The 21,939-nt window shown below is 67.1% G+C and carries 18 protein-coding genes and 1 tRNA gene; 13 read left to right on the top strand and 6 right to left on the bottom strand.

Annotated elements, in window-relative coordinates:
• Window positions 1-2: 2 nt before the first annotated feature.
• The gene (locus MHZ91_RS26410) at window positions 3-1,010 is read left to right on the top strand and encodes a sterol desaturase family protein (protein WP_239216395.1); all 1,008 of its coding nucleotides are present in this window, start codon (window positions 3-5) and stop codon (window positions 1,008-1,010) included.
• A gap of 128 nt (window positions 1,011-1,138) precedes the next feature.
• Here MHZ91_RS26410 and MHZ91_RS26405 read toward each other — a convergent pair whose 3' ends face one another.
• Together MHZ91_RS26405 and MHZ91_RS26400 are read right to left on the bottom strand one after the other, a co-directional pair.
• Window positions 1,139-1,645, bottom strand: coding sequence for an acyl-CoA thioesterase (locus MHZ91_RS26405; protein ID WP_056319320.1), 507 nt, complete (start codon window positions 1,643-1,645; stop codon window positions 1,139-1,141).
• Window positions 1,646-1,722: 77 nt separating this feature from the next.
• Window positions 1,723-3,351 (bottom strand): DUF1254 domain-containing protein, encoded by a 1,629-nt coding sequence (locus MHZ91_RS26400; RefSeq protein WP_239216394.1) that lies wholly within the window; start codon window positions 3,349-3,351, stop codon window positions 1,723-1,725.
• 286 nt (window positions 3,352-3,637) lie between these two features.
• Here MHZ91_RS26400 and fdnG point away from each other — a divergent pair, with 286 nt between their 5' ends.
• The 7 genes from fdnG to MHZ91_RS26365 all read left to right on the top strand — a co-directional run bounded on the left by fdnG (window position 3,638) and on the right by MHZ91_RS26365 (window position 12,793).
• On the top strand, window positions 3,638-6,706 hold the full coding sequence (gene fdnG, locus MHZ91_RS26395; protein ID WP_175123734.1) for a formate dehydrogenase-N subunit alpha: 3,069 nt from the start codon (window positions 3,638-3,640) through the stop codon (window positions 6,704-6,706).
• A 10-nt stretch (window positions 6,707-6,716) separates the two neighbouring features.
• Window positions 6,717-7,616 carry a formate dehydrogenase subunit beta gene (fdxH, locus tag MHZ91_RS26390; RefSeq protein ID WP_175139597.1) on the top strand — a complete coding sequence of 300 codons (900 nt, stop codon included), beginning with the start codon at window positions 6,717-6,719 and terminating at the stop codon, window positions 7,614-7,616.
• Window positions 7,609-8,241 (top strand): formate dehydrogenase subunit gamma, encoded by a 633-nt coding sequence (locus tag MHZ91_RS26385; protein ID WP_175123732.1) that lies wholly within the window; start codon window positions 7,609-7,611, stop codon window positions 8,239-8,241. The genes fdxH and MHZ91_RS26385 overlap by 8 nt, the downstream gene beginning before the upstream one ends.
• A 77-nt stretch (window positions 8,242-8,318) precedes the next feature.
• Window positions 8,319-9,251: a formate dehydrogenase accessory protein FdhE gene (fdhE, locus tag MHZ91_RS26380; RefSeq protein WP_218342277.1), complete on the top strand. Its 933-nt coding sequence runs from the start codon at window positions 8,319-8,321 to the stop codon at window positions 9,249-9,251.
• A 24-nt stretch (window positions 9,252-9,275) separates the two neighbouring features.
• Window positions 9,276-10,706: an L-seryl-tRNA(Sec) selenium transferase gene (selA, locus tag MHZ91_RS26375; protein ID WP_175123730.1), complete on the top strand. Its 1,431-nt coding sequence runs from the start codon at window positions 9,276-9,278 to the stop codon at window positions 10,704-10,706.
• Window positions 10,703-12,685, top strand: coding sequence for a selenocysteine-specific translation elongation factor (selB, locus tag MHZ91_RS26370; RefSeq protein ID WP_239216392.1), 1,983 nt, complete (start codon window positions 10,703-10,705; stop codon window positions 12,683-12,685). The genes selA and selB overlap by 4 nt, the downstream gene beginning before the upstream one ends.
• Window positions 12,686-12,697: 12 nt before the next feature.
• Window positions 12,698-12,793, top strand: a tRNA-Sec gene (locus tag MHZ91_RS26365).
• A 471-nt stretch (window positions 12,794-13,264) separates the two neighbouring features.
• On the opposite strand, the gene MHZ91_RS26360 is transcribed toward MHZ91_RS26365, so the two are convergent.
• The gene (locus tag MHZ91_RS26360; protein ID WP_239216390.1) at window positions 13,265-13,912 is read right to left on the bottom strand and encodes a TlpA disulfide reductase family protein; all 648 of its coding nucleotides are present in this window, start codon (window positions 13,910-13,912) and stop codon (window positions 13,265-13,267) included.
• Window positions 13,913-14,023: 111 nt separating this feature from the next.
• Here MHZ91_RS26360 and selD point away from each other — a divergent pair, with 111 nt between their 5' ends.
• A complete protein-coding gene (gene selD / locus MHZ91_RS26355; RefSeq protein WP_239216388.1) occupies window positions 14,024-15,085 on the top strand; it encodes a selenide, water dikinase SelD in 1,062 nt (353 codons plus the stop codon).
• Window positions 15,086-15,229: 144 nt separating this feature from the next.
• Here the strand turns inward: selD and MHZ91_RS26350 are convergent, their stop codons facing one another.
• Window positions 15,230-16,147 (bottom strand): LysR substrate-binding domain-containing protein, encoded by a 918-nt coding sequence (locus MHZ91_RS26350; RefSeq protein ID WP_175123727.1) that lies wholly within the window; start codon window positions 16,145-16,147, stop codon window positions 15,230-15,232.
• A 171-nt stretch (window positions 16,148-16,318) separates the two neighbouring features.
• Between MHZ91_RS26350 and MHZ91_RS26345 the strand changes: the two genes are divergently transcribed.
• The 3 genes from MHZ91_RS26345 (at window position 16,319) to MHZ91_RS26335 (ending at window position 17,586) form a co-directional block, all read left to right on the top strand.
• Entirely contained in the window at window positions 16,319-16,594 is a 276-nt protein-coding gene (locus MHZ91_RS26345; protein WP_175123726.1) for a DUF2917 domain-containing protein, read from the top strand.
• Entirely contained in the window at window positions 16,591-17,241 is a 651-nt protein-coding gene (locus MHZ91_RS26340; protein ID WP_175123725.1) for a 2-hydroxychromene-2-carboxylate isomerase, read from the top strand. Before MHZ91_RS26345 ends, MHZ91_RS26340 begins: the two co-directional genes overlap by 4 nt.
• Window positions 17,242-17,412: 171 nt before the next feature.
• Window positions 17,413-17,586, top strand: coding sequence for a hypothetical protein (locus MHZ91_RS26335; protein ID WP_175123724.1), 174 nt, complete (start codon window positions 17,413-17,415; stop codon window positions 17,584-17,586).
• Between the two features lie 6 nt (window positions 17,587-17,592).
• Here the strand turns inward: MHZ91_RS26335 and MHZ91_RS26330 are convergent, their stop codons facing one another.
• Together MHZ91_RS26330 and adh are read right to left on the bottom strand one after the other, a co-directional pair.
• Window positions 17,593-17,970, bottom strand: a complete 378-nt coding sequence (locus MHZ91_RS26330; RefSeq protein WP_175123723.1) for a DUF779 domain-containing protein — start codon at window positions 17,968-17,970, stop codon at window positions 17,593-17,595.
• A gap of 90 nt (window positions 17,971-18,060) precedes the next feature.
• A complete protein-coding gene (gene adh, locus MHZ91_RS26325) occupies window positions 18,061-19,590 on the bottom strand; it encodes an aldehyde dehydrogenase (RefSeq protein WP_175123722.1) in 1,530 nt (509 codons plus the stop codon).
• Window positions 19,591-19,812: 222 nt separating this feature from the next.
• On the opposite strand from adh, the gene MHZ91_RS26320 reads away from it, so the two are divergent.
• The gene (locus MHZ91_RS26320) at window positions 19,813-21,819 is read left to right on the top strand and encodes a sigma-54-dependent Fis family transcriptional regulator (RefSeq protein WP_239216386.1); all 2,007 of its coding nucleotides are present in this window, start codon (window positions 19,813-19,815) and stop codon (window positions 21,817-21,819) included.
• The last annotated feature ends 120 nt before the right edge of the window (window positions 21,820-21,939 follow it).

Below are 21,939 nucleotides of genomic sequence, written 5' to 3'. Positions count from 1 at the left end.
TCATGGATACGCTTAGCCAACTCTTCGGGGACAGCCAGCAATGGCTCTTCGAGACGGCGATTCAGCCCGCGCTGTTCCACTTGGGCCTAAGCAACTTCATCGAGGACGCCTACGACGCCACCATGTGGCTGCTGGTCGGGCTGATCCAGATCGCGGTGTTGGTGCTGGTCCTGGGACCCCTCCAGCGCCTGCGTCCCGTGGAGCCGGTGACCGACCGCCGCCAGATCGGCATCGACGTGCTGTACACGCTGATCCACCGTCTGGGCGCCTTCCGGCTGCTGCTGTTCTTCACCATCGACCCGTTCTGGGACAGCATCTTCGGCCAGCTGCACGTGTGGGGCTTTGCGCCGTTCCAGCTGGATCAGTACTGGCCGGGCGTGACCGACAAGGCATGGGTCAGCCTCATCATCTACCTGCTGCTGTTCGATGCGGTGGATTACTTCTACCATCGCGCGCAGCACCGTTTCGGCTGGCTGTGGGCGCTGCATGCCGTGCATCACAGCCAGCGCCAGATGACCATCTGGAGCGACGACCGCAACCACCTGCTCGACGACATGCTGCGCGACGTGCTGGTCGTGTTCGTGTCGCAACTGGTGGGCGTGGCGCCCGCGCAGTTCGTCATGGTGGTGGCCATCACCCAGCTGGCGCAGAGCTTCTCGCACGCGAATCTGCGCATGCACTTCGGCGCGCTGGGCGAACGCCTCCTGGTCAGCCCGCGCTTTCATCGCCATCACCATTCCATCGCCTACGACGCCTCGTCGCCGGGGCCGGTGGGCGGCTACAACTTCGCCGCGCTGTTTCCGATCTGGGACGTGCTGTTCCGCACCGCGCGGTTTGGGGTGGGCTACGGTCCCACGGGCATCCATGACCAGCAGGCCGAGCTGGGCGGACGCGACTACGGACGCGGGTTCTGGTCGCAGCAATGGCTGGGCATCAAGCGCATGATCGGCCGCGACCGCGAACCCGTGGCGGCGCCGCCGGCCCCGCCGGCGGGCATCGAGCGGGCATGAAAAACCCCCACGGCTGGGTATCAGCGGGCGGGGGTAAGCAGGGCGCGGTCCGGACGACGGGAGCCGGCCAACGGATTCCAGAGCGGGGCAACGGGCAGGCAGCTGCGTGCCCGTCTTCCCCGCGATGATCAGGCGCCCGGCGTGTCGTGCGTGGTTTCGCGCTTGATCTCGCCGTGGCGGCGTTCCATTTCCTGGCGCAGTTCGCGGCGCAGGCCGGCGGCCTTGAAGCGCTGCTTTTCCTCGTGCGTGCGCGGTTCCAGCGGCGGCACGGCGGTCGGGGCGCCCTTGTCGTCCACCGCCACCATCGTGAAATAACAGCTGTTGGTGTGGCGCACCAGCTTCTTGCGGATGTCCTCGGTCACGACCTTGATGCCGATTTCCATCGACGTGCGGCCTGTGTAGTTCACGGCCGCCAGGAACGTCACCAGCTCGCCGACGTGGATCGGTTCGCGGAACACCACCTGATCGACGGACAGCGTCACGACATATTGGCCGGCGTACCGGCTGGCACAGGCGTAGGCTACCTGGTCCAGATACTTGAGGATGGTTCCGCCGTGTACGTTTCCTGAGAAATTCGCCATGTCAGGCGTCATCAGGATGGTCATCGACAATTGGTGGCTAAAGGCGTCGTCCATGGCGGGCGGCTCATTCATGAATAAAACGCCAATGGTAGCGGCTGGCGGCTGACATCGCGCCGTATTTTTGGGGGCAGTCAGGGTTTCTTGGCGGGCGGCGTGGCGGGGGCGTTTGCCTGCGGCTTTGCCGCGCCAGACGGCGATGCGGTCTTGTTTGAGACCGGCGCTTCGGAGGTTGCCGGGGCATCGGTCTTCGCGGCGTCTTCCGACGCAGGTTCGCCTGCCGCAGGTTCGCCTGCCGCAGGTTCGCCATTTCCCCCATCAGCCGCCTCCGGCACATCCCGCCGCACCGCAGGCGGCGTCCACAAGCCATCCCGCACCGCCGGTCCCGGCAGATAAACCCGCAGCAGCATTCCCACCGGCCCGGCCGCCGGAATCGGCAGCCAGTTCGATTGATCTTCCGGCGGCGGCGCCGAGTGGCTGAAGACAAGATCCAGCGAGCCGTCCGCGTTGTAGCGCAGCGGATCGCGGCTGCCGAGCGCATGGCGGTTGACGGGGTTGGGCACGGGCATGCCCTGGCTGTCATACGCCGTCAGCGACCAGAACGCGCCCGCGTCGGGCAACTGGCCGGTCTCGAGATGCAGCGCATACCGGTGCGCGCCGTCCAGCAGCGCGCCGTCGCTGTCCGTGGCCAGCACCAGCACCGTCAGGTCCTCGGGCAATCCGCTGCCCGGCTGCGCCTGCGCGGCCAGCGCGCGGCGTAGCCAGTCGTTGCCATACACGCCGATGCTGCCTGTTTCCTGCAGCCAGCCGTCTGTGGCGCGCAGCGAATGGCCGGCGGCCGCCGCCATGCGGTCGCGCGCGGCGCGCACGCCGCGGCGCATGCCCTGCTTGGCGGAATGATCGAGCTTGTCGAAGTCGAACGGCCGGCCCGGCGCCAGCCCGACGCGGCGCAGCAGCGCCAGCACGGGCTGATCCGTCGCATGCGGCGGGTGCTTGCGCAGCAGTTCGGCAGCGTAGGTGAAGAACGCGTCGGTGGGCATCGAGTCCACCTGTTCGCTCACCGGGATTTTCAGATCGAGGGACGGGTCGGGCTTGGTGCGCGGCGCTTGCGCAGGCAGGTTCCATTGCGCCAGGGGCGTCAGGACGAAGCCGTCCTGCAATGTGTTTACCGCCGCCTGGTCGGCGGGGCCGTGCGTTTCGATCATCCCCTTCGCCCAGACGTGCACGGTGGGGGCGTCGATGCGCGCCATGCCGGAGGGCAGCGTGCCGCTCCAGCCCGGGGGCACGATCACGGTGTTGCCCTTTGCGGTGCCCGTGGTGCGCTTGCCCAGCGTCGCGAAGACGTCGGTCCACATATCCAGCAGCGTCAGTGTGTAGAGCCGTCCCGCCGTGTCGGGCACGGACAGCACGACGGGTCCGTCCGTCAGATCCAGCCACGCGCTGCTGCGCAGCATGTCGACGTTCGCCCACGGCGTGGCCGCGCCCGCGCGGGGCAGGGTGCGCCCGTGATGGAACATGTTGGCCGGCGCCCCATCGGCGCCCCGCGATGGATGCGTGAACTGCCGGCGGGTCAGGTCCATCGCCACCAGCGGATAGAAATACAGATAGCCTTCTGTCGCCGCCTGCTGGGCCGCCTCGGTGGCGGCGGCGGCGGGCGACAGCGCGGCGGGCGCCGCGTGGGCGGGCGCGTGCGGCATCAGAACGAAGGGCGAGAAAGCAAGTGTCAGGGCGAGAACTCGGGCCAAGGGGGCAAGGCGGCGCATCGGCGCTCCAAGGACAAGCGGGAAAAAGGGCAGGCGGCGACCAGCGCAAACATGCTGCCGGATCACCGATGCCGCCGGCCATCGTAGCAGCGCTGCACTGCCGCAAAATCTGTGAAAAAAGCGCATTTTGCCGTCAAATTCGGACCAGCGCCGGCCTCTCCGGCATCGGCAGGCATGACGGACCCCGTATCGAAGGCCTATACTTCCTCACATTTCCCTGGAAGTCGTAGGGCTTTTTCGTCCTGGAAATTTCCGCTTCCTTCATTCACCAGGAGAGGAGTGCTTCATGGTCAACATGAATCGCCGCCAGTTCTTCAAGGTGACCGGTGCGACGCTGGCGGGCTCCAGCCTGGCCTTGTTGGGGGCTGCCCCCGGCACGGCCATGGCCGAGGTGCGCCAGTTCAAGCTTGCGCGCATGACCGAAACGCGCAACACCTGTCCCTACTGTTCGGTCGCCTGCGGTTTGCTGATGTACGGCTTGGGCGATGGCTCGAAGAACGCCCGCGCCAGCATCATGCACATCGAAGGCGACCCCGACCACCCCGTCAACCGCGGCACCCTCTGTCCGAAGGGCGCGGCCCTGATCGACTTCATCCACAGCCCCAACCGTCTTAAATTCCCGGAATACCGGGCGCCCGGTTCGGACAAGTGGGTACGGATGTCGTGGGACGAAGCCCTGACGCGCATCACCAAGCTCATGAAGGAAGACCGCGACGCGAACTTCGTCGAGAAGACCGCGGACGGCAAGACGGTCAACCGGTGGCTGACCACCGGCATGCTGGCCGCCTCGGCAAGCAGCAACGAGGTCGGCTACATCACGCACAAGACAGTGCGCAGCATGGGGATGCTGGCGTTCGACAATCAAGCCCGTGTCTGACATGGCCCGACGGTGGCAGGTCTTGCCCCGACGTTTGGCCGTGGAGCGATGACGAACCATTGGGTCGACATCAAGAACGCGGACATAGTTTTGATCATGGGCGGCAATGCCGCCGAGGCCCACCCGTGCGGGTTCAAGTGGGTCACTGAAGCCAAGGCCCACAACAAGGCCAAGTTGATCGTCGTGGATCCGCGCTTTACGCGTTCGGCGTCCGTGGCGGACTTCTATGCGCCCATACGCACCGGCACCGACATCATCTTCCTGGGTGGCGTCATCAAGTACCTGTTGGATCACGACAAGATCCAGCACGAGTACGTGCGCAACTACACCGACTTTTCGTTCATCGTGCGCGAGGATTTCGCGTTCGACGCGGGCCTGTACTCGGGCTACAACGCCGAAAAGCGCACCTACGACAAACAAAGCTGGGACTACGAGCGCGGCGACGACGGCTACGTCAAGACCGATCCCACGCTGCAGCATCCGCGTTCGGTGTATCAGCTGCTCAAGAAGCATTATTCGCGCTACACGCCGGAAATGGTCGAACGCGTCTGCGGCACGCCCAAGGACAAGTTCCTGACGGTGTGCGACATGCTCGCGTCCACGGCCACCACCAACCGCGCCGCCACGATCCTGTACGCGCTGGGCTGGACGCAGCATTCCATCGGTTCGCAGATCATCCGCACGGGCGCGATGGTGCAACTGCTGCTGGGCAACATCGGCATCGCCGGCGGCGGCATGAACGCGCTGCGCGGGCACTCGAACATCCAGGGCCTGACCGATCTGGGCCTGATGTCGAACCTGCTTCCTGGCTACATGACGCTGCCCAACGAACCCGAGCAGGACTACGCCAAGTACATCGACACACGCACGCTCAAGCCGCTGCGGCCCAACCAGCTGAGCTACTGGCAGAACTATCACAAGTTCCACGTCAGTCTCATGAAGGCCTGGTGGGGCGGCGCGGCCACGGCCGACAACAACTGGGCGTTCGATTACCTGCCCAAGCTGGACAAGCTCTATGACATGCTTCAGGTCTACGAGCTGATGGTCCAGGGCAAGATGAACGGCTACATCGCGCAGGGCTTCAACCCGCTGGCCGCGGCGCCCAACAAGGCCAAGCTGAACGAGGGCTTCGCCAAGCTCAAGTTCCTGGTCATCATGGATCCGCTGGTCACGGAAACGTCCGAGTTCTGGCGTAACGCCGGCGAGGCCAACGATGTGGATCCGTCCAAGATCCAGACCGAGGTCTTCCGCCTGCCCACCACCTGTTTTGCCGAGGAAGACGGCGCGCTGGTCAACTCCGGCCGCTGGCTGCAATGGCACTGGAAGGGCGCCGAGCCCCCGGGCGAAGCCAAGAGCGACATCGAGATCATGGCGCTCATCTACACGCGCCTGCGCAAGATGTACGAACAGGACGGCGGCAAGTACCCGGATCCCATCGTCAACCTGTCGTGGCCCTATTCCAACCCGCAGAATCCCACGGCCGAGGAACTGGCCAAGGAATACACGGGCCGCGCGCTGGTGGATCTGGCCGATCCCAAGGATCCGACGAAGATCATGCGCCGCGCCGGCGAGCAGCTTGCCGGCTTTGCCGAACTGCGCGACGACGGCTCCACCGCCAGCGGCTGCTGGATCTTTGCGGGCGCCTGGAGTCCCAGCGGCAACCTGATGGCGCGCCGCGACAACAGCGACCCCACTGGCATCGGCCAGACCCTGAACTGGGCCTGGGCGTGGCCGGCCAACCGCCGCATCCTCTACAACCGCGCGTCGTGCGACCTGGAAGGCAAGCCGTTCGATCCGCGGCGCAGCGTGGTGTCATGGAACGGCAGGGCGTGGGTAGGCGCCGACATCCCCGACTTCAAGGGCGACGAGAACCCCGCGGGCGGCATGGGGCCGTTCATCATGAACCCGGAAGGCGTGGCGCGCTTCTTTGCGCGGGCGGGCCTTGCCGAAGGGCCGTTCCCGGAGCACTACGAACCCTTCGAAAACCCGCTGGGCTACAACCCGCTGCATCCCAAGGCCAAGGGCGTCACCAGCAACCCGGCCGCGCGCATCTTCAAGGATGACCTCGCGGCGATGGGCACGGTGGAAAACTTCCCGTATGTCGCCACCACCTATCGCCTGACGGAGCACTTCCACTACTGGACCAAGAACGTCCGCATCAACGCGATTCTCCAGCCGGAGCAGTTCGTGGAGATCGGCGAGGCGCTGGCCAAGGAGCTGGGCATTCCCAACGGCTCCCGCGTCAAGGTGTCGTCCAACCGCGGCTACATCAAGGCCGTGGCGCTGGTCACCAAGCGCATCCGTCCGCTCACCATCGAAGGCAAGACGGTGCACCAGGTCGGCATTCCCATCCACTGGGGTTTCGTGGGCATCGCCAAGCCGGGCTTCCTCACCAACACCCTGACGCCATTCGTGGGCGACGGCAATTCCCAGACACCGGAATTCAAGTCGTTCCTGGTGAAGGTCGAAAAGGTATAGGAGAACCGACATGTCAATGCAATCCCTGGACATCAAGCGGCGCTCCGCCACCACAACGCCGCCGCCGGGCATCCGTGAACCCGTCACGGGCTCGGTGGCCAAGCTGATCGACGTCTCCAAGTGCATCGGCTGCAAGGCCTGCCAGAGCGCCTGCATGGAGTGGAACGACCTGCGCGACGAGATCGGCGTCAACGTGGGCGTCTACGACAACCCGGCCGACCTCACCGAGCACTCCTGGACCGTCATGCGCTTCTCGGAATTCGAGAATCCCGCCGGCGACCTGGAATGGCTGATCCGCAAGGACGGCTGCATGCACTGCGAGGATCCGGGCTGCCTGAAGGCCTGTCCCTCGCCGGGCGCCATCATCCAGTACAACAACGGCATCGTGGACTTCCACGAGGAAAACTGCATCGGATGCGGCTACTGCATCACCGGCTGTCCGTTCAACATCCCGCGCATTTCCAAGAAGGACAACAAGGCCTACAAGTGCACGCTGTGTTCCGATCGCGTCGCGGTCGGCATGGAGCCCGCGTGCGTCAAGGCCTGTCCCACCGGCGCCATCGTCTTCGGCACCAAGGACGACATGCACCAGCATGCGGCCGAACGCGTCGAAGACCTGAAGTCGCGCGGCTTTGCGCAGGCCGGCGTGTATGACCCGCCCGGCGTGGGCGGCACGCACGTCATGTACGTGCTGCATCACGCCGACCAGCCGGGGCTGTACCACGGGCTGCCCGCCGATCCGAAGATCAGTCCGATGGTGTCGTTGTGGAAGGGCCTGGCCAAGCCGCTGGGCCTGGCCACGATGGCGCTCACCGCGCTGGCGGGCTTTTTCCACTATGCGCGCGTGGGCCGCAACGAAGTGACCGAGGAAGACGAACGCAGGGCTGAAGAGGAGGTGCGCCATGAGTGAAGAACACCACTACCGCCGCATCAAGCGCTACACGCCGGGCGAGCGCACCAACCACTGGATCATCGCGCTGACGTTCATCCTGCTCGCGCTGTCCGGACTGGCGCTGTTTCATCCATCCATGTATTGGCTGTCCAACCTGTTCGGGGGCGGACCCTGGACGCGCATCCTGCATCCGTTCATCGGGGTGGTGATGTTCGTCTGCTTTGCCGTGTTTGCCGGGCACATGTGGCGCCACAACCTGCTGACGCGCGCGGATCGCCAGTGGCTCAGGCAGCTCGACGACGTGGTCGAGAACCGCGAGGAAAAGCTGCCCGAGGTCGGCAAGTACAACGCCGGCCAGAAGCTGCTCTTCTACGTGCTGATCCTGTGCATGCTGGGGCTGATGGTCAGCGGCATCGTGATCTGGCGCGAGTATTTCGCGTTCTACTTCCCGATCGAAGTGATCCGCGCCGCGTCGGTGCTGCACGCGGTTTGTGCGCTGGTGCTGATTTGCGCGATCATTGTGCATATTTACGCGGCGATTTGGGTGAAGGGGTCGCTCACGGCAATGCTGCGCGGCTATGTCACCGCAGGCTGGGCGTGGAAGCACCATCGCGCCTGGTTCCGGGAGCAGGTGAAGAAGTAATCCCCGGCATGTCGTGATCGACGGCTGCTATCCTCTTTGCAGGCTGGCAGCCGTATTTGTTTTTCTGGAGACGAGAATTGCAGCGAATTCTTCCACGCGGCGAGATCGAAGCGCTAGACCATAACGCCATTCCCCGCATCACCCTGCCGGAACGGACATCCGTTTTCGCGGCGCGGGCGGCGCGCCTGCGGCAGCTTGCCGACGGCAATCCGGTCGGCGACTACCTGCAGCTCATGGCGCAACTGGTCGATGCCCAGCATCGCGCGCTGCAGGACTGCGCCGCGCCGCCCGCCACCGAAGACCGGATTTCGCTCGCGCAGGCGCATGGCATGCCGCCGCTGCAGGCCATCGGCTGGCCGCGCGATGCGCTGTGGCGCCGCATCCTGGGCCAGTTGCTGGACGACGTGTCGCGCGCCCCTGGCGTGCCCGCCGAAGCCCTCGACGTCTGCGCCGCACTGCGGCGCGCGCTGGCCGACGATCCCGAATCGCTTGAAGACCTGGCGCAGGCCGTGCTGTCCGAGCAGGACGAAGGCGTGGACAGCGCGGCCGCGCCCTTCGTCATGGCGGCGCTGCAGGTCTACTGGACGGACCTGGCCAACCGCTTCGATCCCAAGCAACTCCCCGTCGCCAGCCCGTTCGGCGTGTGTCCGGTGTGCGGCAGCCTGCCGGTCGCCAGCATCGTGCGGGTCGGCGGCCAGTACGAAGGCTATCGCTATCTGTGCTGCAGCCTGTGCGCGACGCAGTGGCACATGGTGCGGGTCAAATGCTCGCACTGCGAGGACGTGGAAAAGGTCGCGTACCAGTCCATCGAGGGCCGCACGCCCGCCATCAAGGCCGAAACCTGTGACAACTGCCACACGTACCGCAAGATCTTCTACCAGGACAAGGATCTGTACGTGGAGCCGGTGGCCGATGACCTGGCCAGCCTGATGCTCGACGTGCTGGTCGGCGAGGCCGGTTATTCGCGGTCCAGCGGCAATCCGCTGCTGTGGCATGGCGCCGAGGACTAGCGCCGCTCAATGACGGAGTCTCGCATGGCAGATCAACTGTCCGGCGCCGGCCTTGCCGCCGCGTCCGACATTCCTTCGCTGGACCGCCTGCTGAATGCCGACGCGTTGCAGCCGGCGCTCGCAACCCACGGGCGGACACAAGTGGTGGCGGCCCTGCGCCGTGACCTGGACGCGCTGCGCAAGCGCGCGCTGGACGGCGGCGTGCCGCGCCACGAGCTGGAGGCGGCCGCGGTCGCGGGGCGCACATCAGCCGCGCTGGACGAGGCCGCGCGGCCCCGTCTGCGCGCGGTCTACAACCTGACCGGCACCGTGCTGCACACCAACCTGGGCCGCGCGCTGCTGCCCGACGAAGCGGTGGCCTCGGTGCTGCGCGCGCTGACCACGCCCGCCAACCTGGAGTTCGACCTGGACACCGGCGGCCGCGGCGATCGCGACGACCTCATCGACGATCTGCTGTGCGAGCTGACGGGCGCCGAGGCCGCCACGGTGGTCAACAACAATGCCGCGGCCGTGCTGCTGATGCTCAACGCCCTGGCGGATCGCCGCGAAGTCGTGGTGTCGCGCGGCGAACTGGTCGAGATCGGCGGCGCGTTCCGCATCCCCGACATCATGAAGCGGGCGGGCGCCAAGCTCATCGAAGTCGGCACCACCAACCGCACGCACGCGGCGGATTATGAAAACGCCATCGGCCCGCGCACCGCGATGCTGATGAAGGTGCATTGCAGCAACTACGCAGTGACCGGCTTCACCAAAAGCGTGAGCGTGGCCGAGGTGGCGGCGCTGGCCCATGCGCGCGGTCTGCCGGCCACGGTGGATCTTGGCAGCGGCACGCTGGTGGACCTGACGCAATTCGGGCTGCCGAAAGAAGACACCGTGCGCGAGACCATCGCTGCGGGCGCCGATCTGGTCACGTTCAGCGGCGACAAGCTGCTGGGCGGACCGCAGGCCGGCCTGTTGGTGGGCCGCGCCGACCTGATCCGCAAGATCAAAAAGAATCCGCTCAAGCGCGCGCTGCGCGTCAGCAAGCTGACGCTGGCGGCGCTGGAACCCGTGCTGCAGCTGTATCGCGCACCGGAGTTCCTGGCGCAGCGGCTGACGACGCTGCGCCTGTTGACCCGGCCGCTGCGCGATATTCAGCCGCAGGCCGAACGGCTGCGCGGCGTGCTGGCGCATGCCGCAGGCCCGGGCTATGCGGTCGAGGCGGTGCCGATGTTCAGCCAGATCGGCAGCGGCGCGTTGCCCATCGACCAGCTTCCCAGTTACGGACTGGCCGTGCGCCATGCGGGAACCGGCCGCCCCGGGCGGCATCTGGACCGGCTGGAGACGCTGTTGCGCAAGCTGCCGGTGCCCGTCATCGGCCGCATTGCGGATGACGCGTTGTGGCTGGACCTGCGCTGCCTGGAAGACCGCGACGAAGCCGCTTTTGCGGCGCAGCTGGCGGAGCCGCTGGCATGATCGTCGGCACCGCAGGGCATATCGACCACGGCAAGACGACGCTCGTGCGCGCGCTGACGGGCGTGGACACGGACCGGCTGAAGGAAGAAAAGGCGCGCGGCATTTCCATCGAACTGGGCTACGCCTACACGCCGCTCGCCAACGGCGACGTGCTGGGCTTCATCGACGTGCCGGGGCACGAGAAGCTCGTGCATACGATGGCTGCCGGCGCCAGCGGGATAGATTTCGGCTTGCTGGTGGTGGCGGCGGACGACGGCGTCATGCCGCAGACGCGCGAGCATCTGGCCATCCTGTCGATGCTGGGCGTGGCGCGCGGCGCGGTGGCGCTGACCAAGACGGATCGCGCGGATGCGGCACAACTGGAAGCCGTGCGCGGCGAGATCGCGGCGTTGACGGAAGGGACGTTCCTGCAAGGCGCGCCGGTGTTCAGCACGAGTGCGACGCAGATGGCTCAGGCGAGCCAAACATCTCACGCGGCCCACGCCGGCGATCCCGGCGTGGCGGCGCTGAAAGACTATTTGCACGCGCAGGCGCAGGCCCTGTCGCGGCCCGAGGCCACGGGCCTCTTCCGGCTGGCGGTGGATCGCGTGTTCACCTTGTCCGGGCACGGCACGGTCATCACCGGGACGGCGCACGCCGGCCAGGTCCGCGCGGACGACGACGCGACCGATCTGCGCCTGATGCCGGCCAATACACGCGTTCGCGTGCGCGGCATCCACGCGCAGAACCAGCCCAGCGAGACGGGCTCGGCCGGCCAGCGGTGTGCCTTGAACCTGGCGGGCATCGACAAGAACGCCATTGCGCGCGGCGACTGGATCGCGGACGCGCGCTGCTTCCTGCCCTCGAAGCACGTGGATGTGACGCTGACGCTGCTGCCGTCCGCGGATGCGCCAGTGCGGGCGTGGGCGCCGCTGCACGTGCACATCGGCGCGGCGCGCCATGTGGCGCACGTGGTGCCGATCAGCGCCGAGGCGCTGTCGCCGGGCCAGTCGGGATGGGTGCAACTGGTGTTCGACGAACCCGTCTGCGCGATGCCGGGCGACCGCTACATCGTGCGCAACGCACAGGCGACGCGCACGGTGGGCGGCGGCCGGGTGCTGGATCCCAATGCGCCGGACCGCAAGCGCCGGTCGGCGTCGCGGCTGGCGGGCCTGCAGGCGCTGACCGACATGCTGGATGGCGGGGGCCTGCAACCGGTGCTGGCGCATGCGCCGCAGGGCCTGGACGAAGCGGCACTACAGCGTCTGACGGGCCTGCCGGTCAGCGATATCGCGGCGCCCGAGAGTGCGGTGTGGATCGAGCCGCGCAATGCGCAGGGCGCGCGCACGCTGATCCTGGACGCGCATTGGAAGGCGCTGCGCGATCGGACCGAGCAGGCGCTGGCGTCGTTCCACCAAAGCGCGCCCGACGAACCGGGTCCGGACAGCGCGCGGCTGCGGCGCATGGCGTTTCCTGCGATGTCCGACACGCTCTGGACATCGCTGCTCGACGAAATGCAACGCGACGGCCATATCGCGCGCAATGGTCCCTGGCTGCATCTGCCTACGCACACTGCGACGCTGGGAGCGGCCGAATCCGCGCTGGCGGCGCGTCTGTTGCCGCTGCTGGACGCGGGCGCGTTCGATCCGCCGTGGGTGCGCGATCTGGCGAAGCTGCAGGCGCAGCCCGAGGACGCCGTGCGCCAATTGCTGCGCAAGCTGCTGCGGCGTGGCGAGGTGGCGCAGGTAGTGAAGGATCTGTTCTATCACCGCGATCAGGTACGCAAGCTGGCGGCGCTGGCAGCAGACCTGGCCGCGCAGCCGCCGGGCTTGAACGCTGCGGTTTTCCGGGACGCGACGGGCCTGGGCCGCAAGCGGGCGATCCAGATCCTGGAGTTCTTTGATCGCGTGGGCTACACGCGGCGGGTGCGGGATACGCATGTGCTGCGCGGCGAAAGCGCGTACGCGGCGATGCAGCCGCCCGCCGAGCCGGTATCATAGGCGGTCCGCCACGGAAGGCATTCGTGCCCGGCGGCACGGCCGGGCTTCAAACCCGGTTGGGGGCGTCAGACGTTCCCAGGTAGGTTCGACTCCTGCTGCCTTCCGCCATTTGGGCTCTTCTGCCGCTCCCCACGCAGGTGTCTGATTCCCGTACGAGATAGTCGTCGTGATACTGCGTCGTGTCCGGGTGTTTGACACCGGGGCTGATGCTGGGTCGTGTTCGGGTGTCTGACACCGGGCTGTCGGTTTGTGTTCTTCTGCCGCCCGCGGCGTCGCGGGGTTCGCGTTGCGGGCCTCCGATGGCGGTCCGGAGCCTTCGCTCCGGACTTCCCCGTGCTCATCCTCGTCCGCCTTCGGCTCCCTTCGGATTCCGCCGGGCACCATCTAAACGGCCCGCAACGCGAACCCCGCGCCACCACGGGCTCTTTCAGTGGCTGATCGGGCTGTCGTTGGGGTGTGGACGTCGGACCAAGTGCCGGCATACCTCGATGCAGGTGTCCCCGATGCAGGTGTCTGACACCCTTACGAGATGTCCGTCGCAGTGCGTTGCAGCGCCCCGGCGCAAATGGGGGGGCTCCATCAACTGCGCAGCATGCGCGTCACCACGCCGCCTATCTCGTGCGACTTCCAGTTCAGTTCACCCAGATGCCAGAACCGGATCGTGCCGGCACGGTCGACGAGATAGTTGGCGGGCAGCGCGGCGGCTTCCCACTTCTTCGATGCGGCGCTGTTGCGGTCGTGCAGGACCGTGCCGTTGATGGGGGTCTTTTTCAGGAAGGCGGAGATCTTGGCGGGCGCTTCGCCGACGTTGACGGCGACAAGGCGCAGGCCTTCTTCGCGATGGCGCTTGGCCATGGCGGACAGAACGGGGAGTTCGTCGCGGCACGGCTCACACCAGGTGGCCCAGAAGCTGACGATGACGACGCTGCCGCGCCAAGCAGAAAGCTTTTGCTCGCGCCCGCCGAGGTCGGGCAGGACGAGCGGCAAGGCCGGGCCGGTCCATGGCGCCCAGTTGGGGCCGGTGGCGGCTTTCAATGCGTCGGCTGTCTGGGCGGCATTCTGGGCGGCACTGGGAGTGCCGTTCGGGCTGCCATTCTGGGCGCCATTTGCCGGGCCTTTTCCGACGCCAGCCGCGGCGTTGCTTGCCGCATTGTTCGCGGCGCCGGCCCACGCGGGCAGCGCCGCGAGCGTCAAACCGGTTTGCAGAAGGCGGCGGCGGCTGATCAAGGCGGACTCCTGCAAGCGAGCGTTCAATGGCGAGGGCCTGGCTGCGTTCGATCATAGGGCCATTCACCGGGCCGGTGCTATCCTTTTTCCGACTGACTCACGGAGACTGAGATGACCCAGGATGTTGCGTCCACTAACGCGCCGCGCTTGACTTCCCTATCGCATGGCGGCGGCTGCGGCTGCAAGATTGCGCCGGGTGTACTGTCGGCGCTGCTAGCGCGGTTTGGCCCCGCCGCCAGCTATCCAAACCTGCTGGTGGGCACGGAAACCGCGGATGATGCGGCGGTGTACCGGCTGAACGACGAGCAGGCACTTATCGCCACCACGGACTTCTTCATGCCCATCGTGGACGATCCCTTCGACTTCGGCCGCATCGCCGCGACGAACGCGCTGTCGGATGTGTACGCCATGGGCGGCACGCCGATCATGGCGCTGGCGATCGTCGGCATGCCGATCAATGTGCTGCCGCACGACGTGATTGCCCAGATTTTGAAGGGCGGCGAATCGGTCTGTGCCGACGCGGGCATTCCGGTGGCGGGCGGCCACAGCATTGATTCTGTCGAACCCATCTATGGCCTGGCCGCGATGGGGCTGGTGCATCCGGACCGCATCAAGCGCAACGCGGATGCGCGCGCCGGCGACGTGCTGATCCTGGGCAAGGGCCTGGGCGTGGGCATCCTGTCGGCGGCGCTCAAGAAGAATCTGCTGGACGTGGACGGTTATCGCGTCATGATCGACACGACGACACGCCTGAATCGTCCCGGCCCCGCGCTGGCCGCGCTGGATGGGGTGCATGCGATCACCGACGTGACGGGCTTTGGCCTGTTGGGCCATGCGCTGGAGATGGCGCGCGGCGCCAAGCTCACGGCTCGCGTGCGGCTGGATGCTTTGCCCTGGCTGCCAGGTGTGCAAGCGTTTGCCGCCGACGGCGTGATCACGGGCGCGTCCGGCCGTAACTGGACGTCGTACGGCGAATCGGTGCGTCTGGGCGCCGGGGTGTCGGACACCCAGCGTGCTTTGCTGACGGATCCGCAGACCTCGGGTGGCCTGCTGGTGTCGTGCGTGCCGGAAGCCGCGGATGCGGTGCTCAAGATCTTCCACGAACAGGGCTTCGGCCAGGCCGCCGTGATCGGCGAGATGGCTGACGGTCCGGCGCAGGTCGTGGTGGACTGACCGGCAGGCTACACAGGGCACGGCGGGCTGCTCCCGAGCGGTCTGGTGGTCGCCGGTCTGGTAACCAGGGCATGGGCGGCTGCTGTGCCACCCGCGTTCGCCCTTGCGCGCGCCCGCCGCGCCGTTCGCCGCGGCGACGTCCGCTCAACCCGTCAAATCCCGCGCCGTCGCCGCTGCCTGATCCACCAGCCACTGCGTGACGACGTCGGCATCCGGCGTGCTGCGCCGCGCGTTACGCACCAGCCAGTAGGCGTGTTCGGTGGCGCTGGCCGCGGGGCTGCCAACGAGGGCCAACCGCCGGTCCGCGAGCATGGGCGCAATCAACGCCAGCCGCCCCAGCGCGATGCCGTGGCCGGCCAGCGCGGCATGCACGATCTGGTCGTACTGGTTGAAGCGCAGCATGCCCTTCGGGCGCACACGCCCCAGGCCGCGCGCGTTGAGCCATTCCGACCATTGCAGCCAGGGCCGCGTGGGATCGTCGAATTCCAGCAGCACATGGCGCTGCAACTCGCGCGCATCCAGTTCGCGCGCGTTGAGCGACGGATGGGCTACGGGCACCACCGACTCGCCAAAGAGCCACACGGCGCCATCGGAGACCGTGTTGCGCTCGCTGTAGCGGATGGCGATGTCGACGGCTTCGCGGTCGATGTCGATCAGCCGGTTGTCGGCGGCCACGCGCACGTCGATGTCGGGATACGCCGCCTGAAAATCGCCCAGCCGGGGCAGCAGCCACAACGAGGCCACGCCGATGGTGGTGGTGACGGTGACAGGCGTGCGCCGCTCGGGGGCGCGCAGTTGTTCGGTCAGGTCGCCGAGCTGACTGAGCCATACATCGGCCATCCGGAAAAGCTGCGCGCCTTCAGAGGTGAACGTCACGCTACGAAACCCGCGCACCAGCAACGGCACCCCCAGATGGGCTTCCAGCGCGCGGATCTGGCGGCTGACGGCGGACTGCGTGACATGCAGATCCTGCGCGGCAAGCGTGATGCTCATGCGGCGGCCGACGGCGACAAAGCCGCGAACCAGATCAAGCGGAGGTAGTTTCGCTAGCGGATATGGCATTCGTGAAACTCATGCGTGTCGAGCGGAAAAGTCGCTTGAGCAATAGTACGCCGCGGGCGTCCAATATGACTCAGACGTTGGGTGACCGGGACCAGGTCGTGGTCATCCGCCGTGATCGCCGCTGCTGCGGCCGGGAGGGGCGCCATGTTCCAGTTATGTTGCACCGCAGGCATGTCATTCCGTTTGGGCGGCGGCTCGACTATGCTGCTCAAGCGCGCTTCGGGCGTCCGCATCGAGTGTCACGCTGGCGCCGTGTGGGTCTCCGAGTACCGCCGCTTCGATGACAGCGTGCTGCAAGCGGGCGAATCCCTGACCGTGCACAGCGATCGCGACGTCGTCCTCAGCGGCCTGCCGGATGCGCAGGTCGCGCTACTTTCGCAGGGCGGTCAGGCGCAGCGCGCCACGGCCACGCCCCGCTGTGCAGGCCAACCGGAGTTTCAGCCATGACCGCGTCCTTGCCCGATACGCCCCGCATCGAAATGTGGTTCGACTTCGCCAGCCCGTACAGCTATCTGGCGATCGAGCGCATCGACCGTCTTGCGCGCGAGGCCGAGGTCAAGGTGGATTTGCGGCCGTTTCTGCTGGGGCCGATCTTCCAGGCGCAGGGCTGGAACGACACGCCGTTCCGGCTGTTTCCCGGCAAGGGCGCGTACATGATGCGCGACATCGCCCGCCTGGCCGAGAAGTACGGCGTGGTCTACAACCGCCCGCGCCTCTTTCCGCGCATGAGCGTGCTGCCGGCGCGCATCGCGCTGCTGGGCCAGGATGAACCTTGGGGACGCGATTTCTGCGTCGCGGTGTTCCGCGCGAATTTTCAGCACGACCTGGACATTCAGTCCGAAGACGTCGTGCGCGATCTGCTCATTGGCCTGTCGCTGGATGCCGATGCGCTCATCGCCCGGGCCAAGACGGAAACCGCCAAGGAGGCGCTGCGCAAGCAGGTCGACCGTGCACGTGACCTGGGCATCTTCGGCGCACCGACGCTTTTCGTGGAGGGGGAAATGTTCTGGGGCAACGACCGATTGGAAGACGCACTGGCGTGGACGCGCCGCAAAGCGCCGGCCAGCGCGTGGTCACCGCATGCCGGCCTTTAGATAGCCGCGCCAGGCCCGCCGCCGCACCTCGCCGGCCGCACCTAGCCGGGCGCACCTAGCCGGGCGCACCTGGCCGGCTGCACCTGGCCCGCCGCACGGCGACGGCTGCACGACGTCGGCCGCTTCGCCCAATCATCCTTCGCAAGATTTCTCGTCAACGCAACATCAGCAATGAAAAACGCAAGCAGCGCCTATCGCGGTGCGCCCATGCCGGGCGGCCGTTCGTTCACGCAATTCCGCGCCGCCCGCATCCGGCGGGTGTCCTTCCAGTGGAAACAGGCCGAACGCGCCGGCCTTCAGGACGACACCTTGTCCAAGGGCGGCGGCCACGGCAAGCGCGGCTAAGGCGCGCTATCCCTTCGTCACCGGCCCGACGTTCGCCCACTCGTCATCCGAGTACAGCCGAGACCGCAGCAGAAACCGCTTGCCTTCCGCACTGTCCAGCGAAAACGCGCCGCCGCGTCCGGGCACGGCGTCGATGACGAGCTGGGTGTGTTCCCAGTAAGCGAACTGGTCTTCACCGATCCAGAACGGGCAGCCTTCCAGATCGCCCAACAGCACATCCGAGCCGCCCACCATGAACTCGCCCTGGGGATAACACATGGGCGAGCTGCCGTCGCAGCAGCCCCCGGACTGGTGAAACATCAGCGGCCCGTGCTTGGTGCGCAAGGTGTCGATCAGCTGGCGCGCCTCGTCGGTCGCAACCACGCGTGGCGTGTGCTCTGGCATGACGGGATTCCTCTGCAAGCGCGCCGGGCGGACCCGGCGCGCAGGTTGGCCGCGCAAGCGGCTTGGGATGGACAGATCAAGCCAGGCTGATCAGAAGAACCCCAGCTTCTTCGGCGAATAGCTCACCAGCAGGTTCTTCGTCTGCTGATAGTGGTTGAGCATCATCTTGTGGTTCTCACGCCCGATGCCCGATTGCTTGTAGCCGCCGAATGCCGCGTGCGCCGGATAGGCGTGATAGCAGTTGGTCCACACGCGTCCCGCCTTGATCGCGCGTCCCATCCGGTAGCACGTGTTGGCGTCGCGCGACCACACGCCCGCGCCCAGGCCGTACAGCGTGTCGTTGGCCAGCGCCAGCGCATCATCGGCATCCTTGAACGTGGTGACCGCCACGACCGGCCCGAAGATTTCTTCCTGGAACACGCGCATCTTGTTGTGGCCCTTGAACACGGTGGGCTGCACGTAGTAGCCGCCTTCCAGCCCGCCCTGCATCTGCGCGCGCGAGCCGCCCGCCAGCACGTCGGCGCCTTCCTGCTTGCCGATGTCCAGGTAGGACAGGATCTTTTCCAGCTGCTCGGTGGAAGCCTGCGCGCCCAGCATGGTGTCGGCGTCCAGCGGGTTGCCCTGCTTGATCTCGGCCACGCGTTTCAGGGCGCGTTCCATGAACTTGTCGTAGAGCGATTCCTGGATCAGTGCGCGGCTGGGGCACGTGCACACCTCGCCCTGGTTCAGCGCGAACATGACGAAGCCTTCGACGGCCTTGTCCAGGAAATCGTCGTCCTGCGCGGCCACATCCGCAAAGAAGATGTTGGGCGACTTGCCGCCCAGTTCCAGCGTGACCGGGATGATGTTCTGCGACGCGTACTGCATGATCAGCCGCCCGGTGGTGGTTTCACCGGTGAACGCGATCTTGGCAATGCGCTTGCTCGATGCCAAGGGCTTGCCGGCTTCCAGCCCGAAGCCGGTTACCACGTTGACGACGCCCGGCGGCAGGATGTCGCCGATCAGTTCCATCAGCAGCAGAATGCCCAGCGGCGTCTGTTCGGCCGGTTTCAGCACCACGCAATTGCCGGCGGCCAGCGCGGGCGCGAGCTTCCACGCAGCCATCAGAATGGGGAAGTTCCACGGGATGATCTGGCCGACCACGCCCAGCGGTTCATTGAAGTGGTAGGCCACCGTGTCGTGATCGATCTCGGACAGCCCGCCTTCCTGGCTGCGGATGCACGACGCGAAATAGCGGAAGTGGTCGATGGCCAGGGGAATGTCGGCGGCTCGGGCCTCGCGGATGGGCTTGCCGTTGTCCCAGGTTTCCGCCGTGGCCAGGCGTTCGAGGTTGGCTTCCATCACGTCCGCAATCTTCATGAGCATGCGGGCGCGTTCGGCGGCCGGGGTCGAACCCCATTTTGGCGCGGCGCGGTGCGCGGCATCCAGCGCCAATTCGATGTCGCGCTCCTTCGAGCGCGCGTTGCGGCTCAGGGTCTGGCCCGTGACCGGCGTGACGTTGTCGAAGTATTCGCCATCCGCGGGCGACTGCCACTTGCCGTCGATGAAATTGTCGTACTGCGTCCTGAGGTCCAGGCGGGTGCCGTAGGTCTCCGGGGTAACGCGGGTCGCGATATCCATGCTTGTCTCCGTATTGTTGGGATGGTGGCAGTGGGCTGCCTGTCCGGTATCAAGCAAAACGCATGCCAGTCGGGGCATCCCGGCTGGACAGCCCGCCGCACGCGTGCGAAAGTAGTTTTTCGCTTGTTCCATGTCGCAATCCGCGACGGTGTCGCGCAACAGGTGTCGCGCAACGGGTGTCGCAGCACAGGCGTCGCAGAACGCCGGTCCCAGGAGACATACATGGCCTCTCACTCCGGTAGGCAGACGCTGACGCAGGCGCGCCTGCTCTTTAACCAGCAGGGCGCGGTGCCGGGCGGCATGGTTGCCGAACCCATCCTGCGTTCCTGGCGCCGCTGCGCCGACCTGGGCTTCGACATGCGTGGCGTGCGACGCGCCGATCTCATGACGCAGGGCGAACTGCGCGAAGCCCAGCAGCGCAACGAAGCGCTGCGCCGCCTGTCCGAACCCGCCATCGCCTATCTGCGCCGCCAGGCCGGCGGCAGCGGCAACCTCGTCATCCTGTCGGACGCGCAGGGCCTGGTGCTGGACTCGGACGGCGATACGGGATTTGCGCATCGCGCCTCGCGCGTGGCGTTGATGCCGGGCGCGCCGTGGGACGAAGCCGCCGCCGGCACCAACGCCATCGGCACCGCGCTGGTCGAAGGCCGGCCCATCGCCGTGCACGGCGCCGAACACTATTTCGAACCCAACCGCATCCTGACCTGCGCGGCCGTCCCCATCACCGACAGCGAAGGCCGCACGCTCGGCGTGCTTGATCTCTCCAGCCAGGCCCGCGACGTGCGCCCCGATGTGCTGGCACTGGTGCGCGGGGCCGTGGACCGCATCGAACACCAGTTGTTCGAAAGCGCCTATGAACCCTGCACGGTGCTGCGCCTGCATGCCGACCCCGCCGGGCTCGGCCAGCCCGGCGAAGCGCTGCTGGCCTTCCAGGGCGACCTGCTGATCGGCGCCAACCGGCGCGCGCTGCAGGCGCTGGCGCTGGCGGCGACCGCGCTGGGCGTGTACCGCTACGCGGACGTATTCGACGGCGACATCGAACGATGCCCGGACGCGACGGGCAGGGTGCACACACGCACAGGCGCGGTCTATCACGCGCGGCTGCGCATGCCGCGCACGCGCGCACCGCAACCGCCCGCCGCGCCCCTGTCGCGCGCGCCGGGCGCGCTAGCCAGGGCGCCAGCCCCCAGCTTCGATGCCGCGACGCTGGGCGCGCTGGCGCGCGCCGTGCATCTGGCGGACGCCGGCGTGTCGATCCTGCTGCAGGGCGAAACGGGCGTGGGCAAGGAAGTGTTTGCGCGGCAGATCCATGCGCGGGGGCAGCGCGCGGCCGGCCCCTTCGTGGCGGTGAACTGCGCCGCCTTGCCCGAAAGCCTGATCGAATCGGAACTGTTCGGCTACGAAGACGGCGCCTTCACCGGCGCGCGCCGCCAGGGCAGCAAGGGCCTGTTGCGGCAGGCGCATGGCGGCGTGTTGTTCCTGGACGAGATCGGCGATATGCCGCTGCTGCTGCAATCCCGCCTGCTGCGTGTGCTGCAGACGCGCGAGGTCTCGCCATTGGGCGCGGCGCGGCCCGTGCCGGTGGACTTCACCCTGGTGTGCGCCACGCATCGGCCGCTGGCGCACGAAGGCCCGGACGCACCGGTGCGTCCCGACCTGTACTTCCGGATTGCCGAATACACCGTCACGCTCGAGCCCCTGCGCGCGCGGGCAGACCGCCTGGAATTGCTGCGCGAGCTGTGGGCGGCGCAAGGCGCGGGTCCCGCGCTGCCGCCCGCTATTGAAGCCGTGCTTGCGGCATATTCCTGGCCCGGCAATTACCGGCAACTGGCGTCGGTGCTGCGCACGTTGCATGTGCTGGCGGGACCAGCGGGCAGGGTGGATGCGGACATGCTGCCGGCGGAATTGCGCGGTGCAGCGAGCGCCGCGAAGATCGAAGCCATCGCGTCGGGCGTCGACACGTCGGGCGTCGCTACGTCGGGCGTAGCCACCTCGGGCGAAACTACGTCGGGCATCGCCACGCCGGGCGGCGATGCATCGCGCACCGCAACAACGACGCTCGCGCCGGCCGGAGGCTCAGGCGATCTGCACGCCATGACGGACGCCGCCATCCGGGCCGCCTTGGCCGAGCACGGCGGCAGCGTCAGCCGCGCGGCGCGCGCGTTGGGCGTGCACCGCAGCACGGTGTACCGGCGCGGCGCTGCATGGGGCCTGGCTCGGCCGAAATAGCTGTTGGAAGGAGAAACGAGCGAGGGATCAGCCGATTGGCCGATCCCTCGTCTGGCGATGCGCCGCATGACGCATGCGCCGTCCGGCACGGCAAGACGGCAACGCCGCCCGCCGCCGCGG

It is taken from the genome of Achromobacter sp. ACRQX (genome assembly GCF_022346505.1).
Classification (GTDB): domain Bacteria; phylum Pseudomonadota; class Gammaproteobacteria; order Burkholderiales; family Burkholderiaceae_B; genus Achromobacter; species Achromobacter animicus.
The sequence above is the reverse complement of the archived record's forward strand: the minus strand, read 5'-3'. Positions and strand labels throughout refer to the sequence as shown.

Coding starts and splice junctions, on each gene's coding strand:
- MHZ91_RS26410 (WP_239216395.1), top strand. CDS start 3: ATGGATACGCTTAGCCAACTCTTCGGGGACAGCCAGCAATGGCTCTTC.
- MHZ91_RS26405 (WP_056319320.1), bottom strand. CDS start 1,645: ATGGACGACGCCTTTAGCCACCAATTGTCGATGACCATCCTGATGACG.
- MHZ91_RS26400 (WP_239216394.1), bottom strand. CDS start 3,351: ATGCGCCGCCTTGCCCCCTTGGCCCGAGTTCTCGCCCTGACACTTGCT.
- fdxH (WP_175139597.1), top strand. CDS start 6,717: ATGTCAATGCAATCCCTGGACATCAAGCGGCGCTCCGCCACCACAACG.
- MHZ91_RS26385 (WP_175123732.1), top strand. CDS start 7,609: ATGAGTGAAGAACACCACTACCGCCGCATCAAGCGCTACACGCCGGGC.
- selA (WP_175123730.1), top strand. CDS start 9,276: ATGGCAGATCAACTGTCCGGCGCCGGCCTTGCCGCCGCGTCCGACATT.
- selB (WP_239216392.1), top strand. CDS start 10,703: ATGATCGTCGGCACCGCAGGGCATATCGACCACGGCAAGACGACGCTC.
- selD (WP_239216388.1), top strand. CDS start 14,024: ATGACCCAGGATGTTGCGTCCACTAACGCGCCGCGCTTGACTTCCCTA.
- MHZ91_RS26350 (WP_175123727.1), bottom strand. CDS start 16,147: ATGCCATATCCGCTAGCGAAACTACCTCCGCTTGATCTGGTTCGCGGC.
- MHZ91_RS26345 (WP_175123726.1), top strand. CDS start 16,319: ATGTCATTCCGTTTGGGCGGCGGCTCGACTATGCTGCTCAAGCGCGCT.
- MHZ91_RS26340 (WP_175123725.1), top strand. CDS start 16,591: ATGACCGCGTCCTTGCCCGATACGCCCCGCATCGAAATGTGGTTCGAC.
- MHZ91_RS26335 (WP_175123724.1), top strand. CDS start 17,413: ATGAAAAACGCAAGCAGCGCCTATCGCGGTGCGCCCATGCCGGGCGGC.
- MHZ91_RS26330 (WP_175123723.1), bottom strand. CDS start 17,970: ATGCCAGAGCACACGCCACGCGTGGTTGCGACCGACGAGGCGCGCCAG.
- adh (WP_175123722.1), bottom strand. CDS start 19,590: ATGGATATCGCGACCCGCGTTACCCCGGAGACCTACGGCACCCGCCTG.
- MHZ91_RS26320 (WP_239216386.1), top strand. CDS start 19,813: ATGGCCTCTCACTCCGGTAGGCAGACGCTGACGCAGGCGCGCCTGCTC.